The organism is Burkholderia sp. AW33-5 (assembly GCF_053427615.1).
In genome coordinates, this window is sequence record NZ_JBSAXA010000002.1 from 355,417 (window position 1) to 367,690 (window position 12,274).

General features: G+C 65.9%; 8 protein-coding genes and 2 tRNA genes. 7 read left to right on the forward strand and 3 right to left on the reverse strand.

All coding sequences use genetic code 11. The annotated features are described in order from the left end of the window. Positions 1–51 precede the first annotated feature (51 nt). From clpP to ACV22V_RS05160, 6 genes are all read left to right on the forward strand, one after another. Positions 52–705: an ATP-dependent Clp endopeptidase proteolytic subunit ClpP gene (clpP, locus tag ACV22V_RS05135; protein ID WP_006496351.1), complete on the forward strand. Its 654-nt coding sequence runs from the start codon at positions 52–54 to the stop codon at positions 703–705. A gap of 164 nt (positions 706–869) precedes the next feature. After that, positions 870–2,141, forward strand: a complete 1,272-nt coding sequence (gene clpX, locus ACV22V_RS05140) for an ATP-dependent Clp protease ATP-binding subunit ClpX (RefSeq protein WP_006754177.1) — start codon at positions 870–872, stop codon at positions 2,139–2,141. 197 nt (positions 2,142–2,338) lie between these two features. Then, positions 2,339–4,762 (forward strand): endopeptidase La, encoded by a 2,424-nt coding sequence (lon, locus tag ACV22V_RS05145; RefSeq protein ID WP_044843675.1) that lies wholly within the window; start codon positions 2,339–2,341, stop codon positions 4,760–4,762. 204 nt (positions 4,763–4,966) lie between these two features. Next, positions 4,967–5,042: transfer RNA gene (locus ACV22V_RS05150), tRNA-Val, on the forward strand. Between the two features lie 23 nt (positions 5,043–5,065). Further along, a tRNA-Asp gene (locus ACV22V_RS05155) sits at positions 5,066–5,142 on the forward strand. 320 nt (positions 5,143–5,462) lie between these two features. Beyond that, positions 5,463–7,397, forward strand: coding sequence for a SurA N-terminal domain-containing protein (locus ACV22V_RS05160; protein WP_448013179.1), 1,935 nt, complete (start codon positions 5,463–5,465; stop codon positions 7,395–7,397). Between the two features lie 112 nt (positions 7,398–7,509). On the opposite strand, the gene ACV22V_RS05165 is transcribed toward ACV22V_RS05160, so the two are convergent. Continuing rightward, positions 7,510–8,184, reverse strand: a complete 675-nt coding sequence (locus ACV22V_RS05165; protein ID WP_059693358.1) for an arylesterase — start codon at positions 8,182–8,184, stop codon at positions 7,510–7,512. Here ACV22V_RS05165 and ACV22V_RS05170 point away from each other — a divergent pair. Then, entirely contained in the window at positions 8,183–8,884 is a 702-nt protein-coding gene (locus tag ACV22V_RS05170) for an ABC transporter ATP-binding protein (protein ID WP_448013180.1), read from the forward strand. The two genes, ACV22V_RS05165 and ACV22V_RS05170, sit on opposite strands and share 2 nt — an antisense overlap. A gap of 75 nt (positions 8,885–8,959) precedes the next feature. On the opposite strand, the gene pgi is transcribed toward ACV22V_RS05170, so the two are convergent. Both pgi and ACV22V_RS05180 read right to left on the reverse strand, forming a co-directional pair. After that, the gene (gene pgi, locus ACV22V_RS05175; RefSeq protein WP_059529697.1) at positions 8,960–10,582 is read right to left on the reverse strand and encodes a glucose-6-phosphate isomerase; all 1,623 of its coding nucleotides are present in this window, start codon (positions 10,580–10,582) and stop codon (positions 8,960–8,962) included. A gap of 111 nt (positions 10,583–10,693) precedes the next feature. Further along, complete coding sequence (locus tag ACV22V_RS05180) at positions 10,694–12,238, reverse strand: NAD(P)H-hydrate dehydratase (RefSeq protein WP_448013181.1); 1,545 nt, start codon at positions 12,236–12,238, stop codon at positions 10,694–10,696. Between the last annotated feature and the right edge of the window lie 36 nt (positions 12,239–12,274).

Below are 12,274 nucleotides of genomic sequence, written 5' to 3' on the forward strand. Positions count from 1 at the left end.
GAGCGGGCGGCTTCCCTCCGTTCAATTTTCCATTCGAACAAGGTTCATTGAATGATCACTCGCGCTGAATTGCTGGACATGCTTGCTTCGAACGCGCCGCAGGGTTTCGAGGCGCAAGCGCTGGGGCTGGTGCCGATCGTCGTCGAAACGAGCGGCCGCGGCGAGCGTTCGTACGATATCTATTCGCGTCTCCTGAAGGAGCGCCTGGTGTTCATGGTCGGTGAGGTGAACGACCAGACCGCCAACCTCGTGGTCGCGCAACTGCTGTTCCTCGAGAGCGAAAATCCCGACAAGGACATCAGCCTCTACATCAACAGCCCGGGCGGCTCGGTGTCGGCCGGCATGGCGATTTACGACACGATGCAGTTCATCAAGCCGGACGTGTCGACCCTCTGCATGGGCCTCGCGGCCAGCATGGGCGCGTTCCTGCTCGCGTCGGGCGCGAAGGGCAAGCGTTTCGCGCTGCCGAACTCGCGCGTGATGATTCACCAGCCGCTCGGCGGCGCGCGCGGCCAGGCGTCCGACATCGAGATCCAGGCACGCGAAATCCTCTACCTGAAGGAACGGCTGAACAACCTGCTCGCGCAGCATACGGGTCAGGACGTCGAGCGCATCGCCCGCGACACGGACCGTGATAACTTCATGTCGAGCGAAGATGCGAAGGCGTACGGGCTGATCGATCAGGTGCTGCTGAAGCGCCCGTGAGCTTAAGTGGGGTGCCGCCCCGATTCGTGCGGTGCCCCTGCAACGTCCCGAGTGCTCTGAGCATCTGCGGCAAGCGCATCCAGCCGGCTCCGGTCGCGCCCTAGGCGCGGCGTCCGGAGCATTCGGCGTATCATGTCATTTACCTGTCCGGAGGCTCTACATTCATGGCGGACAAAAAAGGTTCGAACAGCGAGAAGCTGTTGTATTGCTCGTTTTGCGGGAAGAGCCAGCATGAGGTGAAGAAACTCATCGCGGGCCCGTCGGTATTCATCTGCGATGAGTGCATCGACCTCTGCAACGAGATCATTCGCGACGAGGCGGCTGCCGCCGGCGTCGAGGCCAGCCTGTCCCGGTCGGATCTGCCGAGCCCGCAGGAAATTCGCGACATCCTCGATCAGTACGTGATCGGCCAGGAGCGCGCGAAGAAGATCCTCGCGGTGGCCGTGTACAACCACTACAAGCGCCTCAAGCATCTCGACAAGAAGGACGACGTCGAGCTGTCGAAGAGCAACATCCTGCTGATCGGCCCGACGGGCTCCGGCAAGACGCTGCTCGCGCAGACGCTCGCGCGGTTGCTGAACGTGCCGTTCGTGATCGCCGATGCGACGACGCTGACCGAAGCCGGCTACGTCGGCGAGGACGTCGAGAACATCATCCAGAAGCTGTTGCAGAACTGCAACTACGAGGTCGACAAGGCCCAGCGCGGGATCGTCTACATCGACGAAATCGACAAGATCAGCCGCAAGTCGGACAACCCGTCGATCACGCGCGACGTGTCGGGCGAGGGCGTCCAGCAGGCACTGCTGAAGCTCGTCGAGGGCACGATGGCGTCGGTGCCGCCACAGGGCGGCCGCAAGCACCCGAACCAGGATTTCATTCAGGTCGACACGACCAACATCCTGTTCATCTGCGGCGGTGCGTTCGACGGTCTCGAGAAGGTGATCACCGACCGTACCGAAAAGACGGGCATCGGCTTCGGTGCGACGGTCAAGAGCAAGCAGGAACGCGACGCGGGCGAAGTGCTGCGCGAAACGGAACCGGAAGACCTGATCAAATTCGGTCTGATCCCCGAATTGATCGGCCGTCTGCCGGTGGTCGCGACGCTCGGCAAGCTCGATGAAGCCGCGCTGATGAAGATTCTCGTCGAGCCGAAGAATGCGCTCGTCAAGCAGTATCACAAGCTGTTCGCGATGGAGCGCGTCGAGCTGGAAATCCGGCCGGGTGCGCTGCAGGCAGTCGCCCGCAAGGCGATCCGCCGCAAGACCGGCGCGCGCGGTTTGCGTTCGATCATCGAACAGGCATTGCTCGACGTGATGTACGAGCTGCCGGCGATGAAAGGGGTCAGCAAGGTCATCATCGACGAGAACGTCATCGATGGCGACGGCAAACCCCTGCTGATCTATGAGGACACGCCGAAGGTGGCGGGTTCGAACTGACCGGCTTGCCGACGATGTTCTGCGAAAAAGGCCGTTCATGAGTCCGTGGGCGGCTTTTTTTCGTTTATCTTGTGGGTAACTCTGACTCGACACGCGGTGGTTACTTTCTTACCGAATATTTCCCGCACTTGAAGGCTTGCAATTCGTTGTGGCGGCCTCAATTACCGAACAATTGATTCCACTCATGGGGAAATGAAATGTCAGGCACCCAACTTCTCCCGCCGGAACGCATCACGCTCCCGCTGCTGCCGCTGCGGGATGTCGTCGTTTTCCCGCACATGGTGATTCCGCTCTTCGTGGGCCGGCCGAAATCGATCAAGGCCCTCGAAGCAGCGATGGAAGGCGGCAAGCACATCATGCTCGTCGCCCAGAAAACCGCGGCCAAGGACGAACCGACCGAAAAGGACATGTACGAGGTCGGTTGTATCGCCAACATCCTGCAGATGCTGAAGCTGCCGGACGGCACCGTGAAGGTGCTCGTCGAGGGCCTGCAGCGTGCGAAGGCGTTGTCGATCGAAGAGCAGGAGACGCAGTTCTCCTGTGAAGTAATGCCGCTCGAGCCCGATCACGCCGACAGCGCGGAAACGGAAGCGCTGCGCCGTGCGATCGTGTCGCAGTTCGACCAGTACGTGAAGCTGAACAAGAAGATCCCGCCGGAGATTCTCACGTCGCTGTCGGGCATCGACGAAGCCGGTCGCCTCGCGGACATGATCGCCGAGCGTCTGCCGCTGAAGCTCGACCAGAAGCAGCACATCCTCGAGATGTTCCCGGTCATCGAGCGCCTCGAGCACCTGCTCGCGCAGCTCGAAGCCGAGATCGACATCCTGCAGGTCGAAAAGCGCATCCGCGGGCGCGTGAAGCGCCAGATGGAAAAGAGCCAGCGCGAGTACTACCTGAACGAGCAGGTCAAGGCGATCCAGAAGGAACTGGGCGAAGGCGAAGAGGGTGCGGACCTCGAGGAACTCGAGAAGCGCATCAACGCCGCGCGCATGCCGAAGGAAGCGAAGAAGAAGGCCGATGCCGAGCTCAAGAAGCTGAAGCTGATGTCGCCGATGTCGGCCGAAGCGACCGTCGTGCGCAACTACATCGACACGCTGATCGGCCTGCCGTGGCGCAAGAAGAGCAAGGTCAACAACGATCTGTCGAACGCGGAGCAGGTGCTCGACGAGGATCACTTCGGCCTCGAGAAGGTGAAGGAACGTATCCTCGAGTACCTCGCGGTGCAACAGCGCGTGGACAAGGTGAAGGCGCCGATCCTGTGCCTCGTCGGGCCCCCGGGCGTTGGCAAGACCTCGCTCGGCCAGTCGATCGCTCGCGCGACGAACCGCAAGTTCGTCCGGATGGCGCTCGGCGGCGTGCGTGACGAAGCCGAGATCCGCGGTCACCGCCGCACGTACATCGGCTCGATGCCGGGCAAGATCCTGCAAAGCCTGGCGAAGGTCGGCGTGCGCAATCCGCTCTTCCTGCTCGACGAAGTCGACAAGATGGGCATGGATTTCCGCGGCGATCCGTCGTCGGCGCTGCTCGAAGTGCTCGATCCGGAACAGAACCACACGTTCGCCGACCACTACATCGAAGTCGACTTCGACCTGTCGGACGTGATGTTCGTCGCGACGTCGAACTCGCTGAACATCCCGCCGCCGCTGCTCGACCGGATGGAAGTGATTCGTCTGTCGGGTTACACGGAAGACGAGAAGGTCAGCATCGCGCAGCGCTACCTGCTGCCGAAGCAGAAGAAGAACAACGGTCTGAAGGACGGCGAGATCGAGGTCACCGAGCAGGCGATCCGCGACATCATCCGCTACTACACGCGCGAAGCCGGTGTGCGTTCGCTCGAGCGGGAAGTGTCGAAGATCTGCCGCAAGGTCGTGAAGATGCTGTTGCTGAAGAAGGCATCGGGCGCGATCAAGGTCGATGGCGAGAACCTCGATACGTTCCTCGGCGTGCGCAAGTACGACTTCGGCCTCGCGGCGAAGGAAAACCAGGTCGGTCAGGTGACGGGCCTCGCGTGGACGGAAGTCGGCGGCGACCTGCTGACGATCGAAGCCGCGGTGATGCCGGGCAAGGGCAACGTGATCCGCACGGGTTCGCTCGGCGACGTGATGAAGGAGTCGGTCGAGGCCGCACGTTCGGTCGTGCGCTCGCGTTCGCGCCGTCTGGGTATCAAGGACGAGGCGTTCGAGAAGCAGGACATCCACATCCACGTGCCGGAAGGCGCGACGCCGAAGGACGGTCCGTCCGCCGGCGGTGCGATGACGACCGCGCTGGTGTCGGTGCTGACGGGGATTCCCGTGCGTGCCGATGTCGCGATGACGGGCGAGATCACGCTGCGTGGCGAAGTGCTGCCGATCGGCGGGCTGAAGGAAAAGCTGCTGGCAGCGCATCGCGGCGGCATCAAGCTCGTGCTGATCCCGGAAGAGAACGTGAAGGATCTCGCGGACATTCCGGACAACGTGAAGAATGCGATCGAGATCGTGCCGGTCCGCTGGATCGACAAGGTGCTCGAGCTCGCGCTCGAACGTACGCCGACCCCGCTGCCGCCGGAAGAAGAGGCGAAGGCTGCGGCACCGGTCGGCGAGGCGGCGAAGGATGCCGGCTCGACGGAAGTCGTCAAGCACTGAAAACCTGAACGCCGTCTCTGACGGTTGTTCACGAAACCCGCGGCGTGTCCGCGGGTTTTTTATGTGCGTCGACATCGTGGGTTGAGCGGCGCGTTAAAATTTTTTGCGCACGGGCTTGGCAAAATGATCGGGGATGAATTAAACTTGCGGGCTCGCTGGTTGTTGATGCCGAAACGCAGATCGCAGCCAGAACGAATCGGAAACGGGTGCTTAGCTCAGCTGGTAGAGCGGCGCCCTTACAAGGCGTAGGTCGGGGGTTCGAACCCCTCAGCACCCACCAGTTTCCTGATTCAGCCAGACCAAGGAGCGGTAGTTCAGTCGGTTAGAATACCGGCCTGTCACGCCGGGGGTCGCGGGTTCGAGTCCCGTCCGCTCCGCCAGAAAATGAAGAAGCCCGCCTTGTGCGGGCTTTTTCATTTGCGTCGTTGCTCGTGCCCGCGTGCGGGCACGAGACTGCGGAGTGGAGGAAGCCGCCTGCGCGGCTTCCGGCGGGACTCGAAGGGCTGCGCGTGCACGCGCAGCCGCGGCCTGCGGGATGTAGGCGAGTCCCGTCCGCTCCGCCAGAAAATGAGAAAGCCCGCCTTGTGCGGGCTTTTTCATTTGCGTTGTCGGTTGCGCCCGTTCGTTGCGCACCTGCTTTTCTCCCGTGCCACCCCGTATGTTGTAATATCGGACGTTTTGTCCAATTTTCCCGTCACGCATGCTCGATTTCTTCCGTAATCACCAGCGCCTGATGATGGCGCTCCTGCTCCTGATCGTGTTGCCGGGGCTGGGTTTCGTCGGGATCCAAGGTTTCCGCGGCTTCTTCGACGACAGCGCGAACGTCGCGGCGGTCAACGGGCACAAGATCACGCGGGTCGAATTCGACGGCGCGTTCCGCCAGCAGATCGACCAGGCGCGCCAGGCGCTCGGCGGGCAGTTCGACATCAAGGCATTCGACACACCCGAACATCGCAAGCAAGTGCTCGACGGCCTGATCCAGCAACGCGTGCTGGCCGACGAGACGCAGCGCCTGCACCTGACCGCATCCGACAATGCAGTGCGCGACGCGCTGATGAGCGACCCGATGATCGCGTCGCTGAAGAAACCCGACGGTACGATCGACGTCCAGCGCTACGCGCAACTGTTGTCGTTCCAGGGGATGACGCCCGAGCAGTACCAGGAGCGCGTGCGCTACAGCCTCGCGCTGCAGCAGATTCCGGCGAGCATCGTGGCGAGCGCGTTCACGCCGAAGGGGCCGGCGCAACGGCTGTCGGAACTGGCTGCGCAGCAGCGTGAAGTGCAGGCGCTCGTGCTGAAGACGAGCGACTACGCGACGAAGGTGCAGCCGACCGACGCACAGCTCACCGCATACTACGACGCGCACAAGCAGGGTTTCGCGACGCCGGAAACCGCGACGATCCAGTATCTCGTCTATTCGCCGGCCGCTGCCGCCGCGAGCGCGCAGCCGACCGATGCCGACATCAAGAAGTTCTACGACGACAACCCGACGCACTTCCGCTCGGAAGCGCAGGTGCGCGTGAGCCACATCTTCATCGCCGCGGCGAGCGACGCAAGCGCGGCCGACAAGGCGGCCGCGAAGGCGAAGGCCGAGCAGCTGCTGGCCGACGTGAAGGCGCATCCGGACCAGTTCGCGCAGATTGCGCAGAAGAGCTCGCAGGACGCGCCGTCGGCGGCGAAGGGCGGCGATCTGGGCTTCATCACGCGTGGCTCGACGGCGGGCGGCAAGGCGTTCGACGATGCCGCGTTCGCGCTGAAGCAGGGCGACGTGAGCGGTATCGTGCAATCGGATCTCGGTTTCCACATCCTGAAGGCGACGGAAGTGAAGCCGTCGGTGGTCAAGCCGTTCGCGGACGTGAAGGACCAGATCGCAGTCGACCTGAAGCAGCAATACGCGGCGAAGGCGTTCTCGGACAACGCGGAAGGCTTCACGTCGACCGTCTATGAAAAGGCGAAGACGCTGCAGCCGGCCGCTGACAAGTACAAGCTGACGATCCAGACGGCCACCGTCACGCCGACGCCGAATCCGCAACTGCCGCCGACGAGCCCGCTGAACAATCCGAAGTTCCTCGCTGCGGTGTTCGCGAACGACTCGGTGAAGAGCCAGAACAACACGCAGGCGATCGACGTGGGCAACAACACGCTGATCTCGGCGCGCGTGACGGACTACAAGCCGGCGGCCGTGCCGGCGCTCGACACGATCAAGGACGCGGTGCGTCAGAAGGTCATCGCCGAGCAGGCCGCGGAACGCGCGAAGAAGGACGGCGCGGCGAAGCTGGCCGAGCTGCAGAAGTCGAAGTCGGTCGATGGCTTCACGGCCGCGCAGAAGGTGTCGCGCACGCAGTCGCAGGGCCTGACGCCGGCGGCGCTGAGCGCCGTCTACAAGGTCGATGCGAAGACACTGCCGGCATACGTCGGTGTCGATCTCGGCGCGGACGGCTACGCGATCTATCGCGTGAACGCGGTGATCCCGGGCACGGCCGTCGATCCGCAGCAGCTCGCGGCCGCGCAGCAGCAGATGGCGCAGGTCGAAGCGCAAAGCGAAGGCGAGGCGTATCTCGCCGCGCTGCGCGACCGCTCGAAGGTGAAGCTGTACGGCACCACGCAGAGCCAGTCGCAGGATGGCGGCAACTAAGCCACAGCCAAGCGTCAACCCAGCGAAGCGCCGTTCACGGTTTCGCGTGCAGCAACACGAAGCCCCGCTCGTAACGGGGCTTTTTGCTTTCCGGCGATGGCGCGCCGCGAGGTCAGCCGCGCGGCTTGCCGAGCAGCGGCTTCAGCGCCGGCCAGACGTTGTCGAGCAGGATGCCCTGCGCCTGCTGCGCGGGATGCATCTGGTCCGACTGGAACATCTCCGGCTTGTTCTCGATGCCGGCCAGCAGGAATGGCACGAGCGGTACGCCGAGTTCCTTCGACAGGCGCGTGTAGACCGCATGGAATTTCTGCGTGTAATCGGGCCCGTAGTTGGGCGGCACGTACATGCCGACCAGCACGACCTTCGCGCGCGCTTGTCGCGCATCGGCGATGATGTCGCGCAGGTTCTGTTCGGTCGTCGCGAGCGGCACGCCCCGCAGCGCGTCGTTCGAGCCGAGCTCGACGACGACGATCGACGGCTTGAGCCGTTGCAGCACCGCAGGCAGTCGCGCGCGGCCGCCGCTCGTGGTGTCGCCGCTGACGCTTGCGTTTGCGACGCTATAATCGATTCGCTCGGTCGCGAGCCGTTGCCGCAGCAACGCAACCCAGCCGGTGTCGCGTGGCAACCCGTATTCGGCCGACAGGCTGTCGCCGAGCACGACGAGCGCGGGCTGGCCCGATGTCGAGGCCGCCGCCGTTGCGGCGCGTGCGGGCACGTTTGCTGCGAGCAGGGTACCCAGCAGCGCGGCGAACGCCGCGCGTCTTTTCCAGCGGAATGTCGTGTCCATGTTCAAGATTACCGATCCGATCATCGAAGTCCATGACGTGTGCAAGCGGGTCGCCGACGCAACGGGCGAGCTGACGATCCTCGACGGCATCACGTTCGCCGTGCGGCCCGGCAGCAGCCTCGCGATCGTCGGCGCATCGGGGTCGGGCAAATCGACGCTGCTCGGCCTGCTTGCGGGGTTGGACAGCGCGACGAGCGGCACGGTTCGCCTGCTCGGCCGCGCGCTCGACCAGCTCGACGAGGACGAGCGCGCTGCGCTGCGCAATGGCGCGGTCGGATTCGTGTTCCAGTCGTTTCAGTTGATGCCGCACCTGACGGCACTCGAGAACGTGATGCTTCCGCTCGAGCTGCAAGGCGGCATCAACGCGCGCGACGCCGCCGATCGGGCTCGTGCGTTGCTCGTGCAGGTCGGTCTTGGCGAGCGCACCGCGCATTATCCGAAGCTGCTGTCGGGTGGCGAGCAACAGCGCGTCGCGCTTGCGCGCGCATTCGTCACGCATCCCGCAATTCTGTTCGCCGACGAACCGACCGGCAGTCTCGATGCAGCCACCGGCCACGCCGTCATCGACCTGATGTTCAAACTGAACCGCACGCACGGCGCGACGCTCGTGCTCGTCACGCACGACGCCGAACTCGCGCGGCGCTGCGCGACGACGATCACCATCGACGCCGGCCGCATCGTCGCGCCGCACGCGGTATAGCGCGACACCGAATTTCTTGCCGGCCGCGCAGGGTGGATCACCCGGTGCGGCCGGCGTGCGTTCGACGCTGTCGCGTCAGCGCTTGAGCGCCGCACGCGCGCGCTCGATCAGCGCGGTCGTCGACGAATCGTGCTTCGCGGGATCGACCGATTCGGCCGACAGGTCGGCTTCGACGACCTTGCCGAGAATCTTGCCGAGCTCGACGCCCCACTGGTCGAACGGATTGATGTCCCACACCGTTGCCTGCACCAGCACCTTGTGCTCGTAGAGCGCGATCAGCGCGCCAAGCGTGCGCGGCGTCAGCGCATCCACCAGCAGCGTCGTCGTCGGGCGGTTGCCGGGGAAGGTCAGGTGCGGCGCGAGCGCTTCCTTGCCGGGGCCGGCGACCTTGCGCGCTTCGTCGAGCGTGCGGCCGAGCATCAGCGCTTCACTCTGCGCGAAGCAGTTCGCGAGCAGCTTCGGATGATGGCTCGCGAGCGGATGCTCGGGCGTCAGCACCGCGATGAAGTCGATCGGCACGATCGTCGGGCCCTGGTGCAGCATCTGGAAAAACGCGTGCTGGCCGTTGGTGCCAGGCTCGCCCCACGTGACGGCCGACGTCGGGTAGTCGACGAACGTGCCGTCCAGGCGTGCGGACTTGCCGTTGCTTTCCATCTCGAGCTGCTGCAGGTACGACGGCAGGTAGTGCAGCGCTTCCGAATACGGCGCGACGAGATAGCTCTGCGAGCCGAAGAAGTTGCGATACCAGATGCCGATCAGGCCGAGCAGCACCGGCAGGTTGCGCTCGAGCGGCGCTTCGCGGAAATGGCGGTCCATGTCGTTCGCGCCGGCGAGGAGTTCGTCGAACTGCTCGGGCCCGATCGCGATCATGATCGACAGGCCGACCGCCGACCACAGCGAATAGCGGCCGCCGACCCAGTCCCACATTTCGAACACGTTGTCGGCGGAGATGCCGAACTTCACGACTTCGGCCGGGTTCGCCGACACGCCGACGAAGTGCTTCGCCAGCGCATCTTCCGGGCAGCCGCGCGCGACGAACCAGTCGCGCAGCGAGCGTGCGTTCGTCATCGTCTCGAGCGTCGTGAAGGTCTTCGACACGATGATCGCGAGCGTTTCCTCCGGGTCGACCTGTTCGAGCACGCGCGCGAGATCGGCGCCGTCGACGTTCGACACGAAGTGGGTCGAAATGTCGGGCGTCGCGACATGGTGCAGCGCATGCGTGACCATCTTCGGTCCGAGATCCGAGCCGCCGATGCCGATGTTGATCACGTGGCGGATGCGCTTGCCGGTGTAGCCGGTCCACGCGCCGCTGCGCACGGCGCGTGCGAAGGTCGCCATCTTCGCGCGCTCGGCGCTGACCTGCGCATGGAACGGCGCGTGCGGGTCGGTCGCGCGCAATGCCGTGTGCAGCGCGGCGCGGCCTTCGGTCGGGTTGACGATTTCGCCGGCGAACATCGCGTCGCGGCGCGCCTCGACGCCCGCTTCGCGGGCCAGCTGCACGAGCAGGCGCAGCGTGTCGTCGTTGATGCGGTTCTTCGAGAAGTCGGCCGCAAGGCCGCCGCCGGGGATCGTGAAGCGTTCGGCGCGGGTCGGCGCGCGGTCGTTTTCCGGCGCGAACCAGTCGCGCAGCCGCGCGTGGCGGATTTGTTCGAAGTGGGATTGAAGGGCAGTCCAGGCGGGGAGCGAATTCAGCGTCATGGCGGTTCGAGTGAAGCGTGAATCGGGAGGAATGCCGCGCCGGCGCATCGGGATCGGAACGCCGGCGGACGAGCGGGCCCGCCGTGCGGCGGGGCACCCAGTATAGCGGCGTTATATGTCGGCGCGCGCCGACGGGTAAAAAAGGCGATTGATCAGCGTGCGCACCATCGGCGCGAGTTCGCCCGCGGTGAGGCCGGCCGGCCCCGTGCCGTTCGCGGTCAGCGTGTCGGCCGCGAGGCCGTGCAGGTAGACGCCCGCAAGCGCGGCTTCGTACGGCGCGACGCGCTGCGCGAGCAACGCGCCGATCAGGCCGCCGAGCACGTCGCCGGTGCCGCCGGTGGCGAGCGCCGCATTGCCGGTCGGATTGATCGTCAGGCGGCCGTCGGGCGCCGCAATCACCGTGCCCGAACCCTTCAGCACGACGATGCTCGCGTAGCGCGCGGCCAGCGCCTGCGCCGCGGCCAGCCGGTCGTGCTGCACCGTCGCGGTATCGCTGCCGAGCAGCCGCGCTGCCTCGAGCGGATGCGGCGTCAGCACGCACGCGTTGCCCCGGGCGCCGCGGGCGGCGACGGCGGCGGCGAGGTCGGCGTGCGTCGCGACGAGGTTCAGCGCGTCGGCGTCGAGCAGCGTCGCGGCGTCGTGCGCGAGCACGTCGCGCACGAGGGCGACCGCGGCCTCGCGCGCGCCGAGGCCGCAGCCTGCCGCGATCGCGGACATCGCATCGAGCTCGAGGCTGTCCGCGGGATGCAGCATCAGTTCGGGAAACGGCGGGTCGTACGGCGGCGCACCGGCGCCGAGGAAGCCGACATGCACCTTGCCGGCGCCCGCGAACAGCGCGGCACGCGCGGCGAGGATCGGCGCGCCGCACATGCCGGTGTCGCCGCCGAGCACCGCCAGGCTGCCGAACGTGCCCTTGTGCGAAGCGAACGCGCGGGCGGGCAGCGCGGCGGCGAACCGTGCCGGTGCATTCAGCACGACGGCCGGCGCGGCGGGCGGTGCGACGTCGAGCGACGCGATGTCGATCTCGCCGGCGAGGTCGCGGCCGTCGCCGGTATAAAGCCCCGGCTTCGCGCCGATGAAGGTGAGCGTGTGCGTCGCGGTGACGGCGACGCCCGCGCCGACGATCCGGCCCGTGTCGCTGTCGAGCCCGCTCGGTACGTCGAGCGCGAGCACGCGGCCGCCGCTTCGGGCATGTGCGGCGATGCGCGCGGCCTGGGCGGCGAACGGTCCGTCGAGTGCGCGAGCGAGGCCGATGCCGAACAATCCGTCGACGACCCACGCGTAATCGTCGAGCGAGGCGGGCGGTTCGGTCGACAGCGGCACGCCGGCCGCGCGCGCGAGGCCGAGCGCCCATTGCGCATCGTCGGGCTTGACCGGCACCGGCATCCAGGCCTGCGTCGCGACGCCGAGCTGCTGCAGTTGCGCGGCGGCCACCAGCGCGTCGCCGCCGTTGTTGCCGGGGCCGACCGCGAACCAGACCGGGCGGTCGTCTCCGGCCACCCGTTCGGACAGCCAGCGCGCGGCGGCGGCGCCCGCGCGGCCCATCAGCGTGTGCGGCGGCAGTTCGGCGGTCGCGGCGGCCTCGGCCGCGCGCAGGTCGGCGACGCGCAGCAGCGCGAGCGGGGCGGAGTCGGGAAGCGGGCGGGGATTCGTCATCGCGGGGTCATGGCGGCGGGAGGAGGCCGCCCCGGG

Excerpts from the sequence above, each read along its gene's own strand:
- clpP (WP_006496351.1), top strand. The coding sequence starts at position 52 with ATGATCACTCGCGCTGAATTGCTGGACATGCTTGCTTCGAACGCGCCG.
- clpX (WP_006754177.1), top strand. The coding sequence starts at position 870 with ATGGCGGACAAAAAAGGTTCGAACAGCGAGAAGCTGTTGTATTGCTCG.
- lon (WP_044843675.1), top strand. The coding sequence starts at position 2,339 with ATGTCAGGCACCCAACTTCTCCCGCCGGAACGCATCACGCTCCCGCTG.
- ACV22V_RS05160 (WP_448013179.1), top strand. The coding sequence starts at position 5,463 with ATGCTCGATTTCTTCCGTAATCACCAGCGCCTGATGATGGCGCTCCTG.
- ACV22V_RS05170 (WP_448013180.1), top strand. The coding sequence starts at position 8,183 with ATGTTCAAGATTACCGATCCGATCATCGAAGTCCATGACGTGTGCAAG.
- ACV22V_RS05165 (WP_059693358.1), bottom strand. The coding sequence starts at position 8,184 with ATGGACACGACATTCCGCTGGAAAAGACGCGCGGCGTTCGCCGCGCTG.
- pgi (WP_059529697.1), bottom strand. The coding sequence starts at position 10,582 with ATGACGCTGAATTCGCTCCCCGCCTGGACTGCCCTTCAATCCCACTTC.
- ACV22V_RS05180 (WP_448013181.1), bottom strand. The coding sequence starts at position 12,238 with ATGACGAATCCCCGCCCGCTTCCCGACTCCGCCCCGCTCGCGCTGCTG.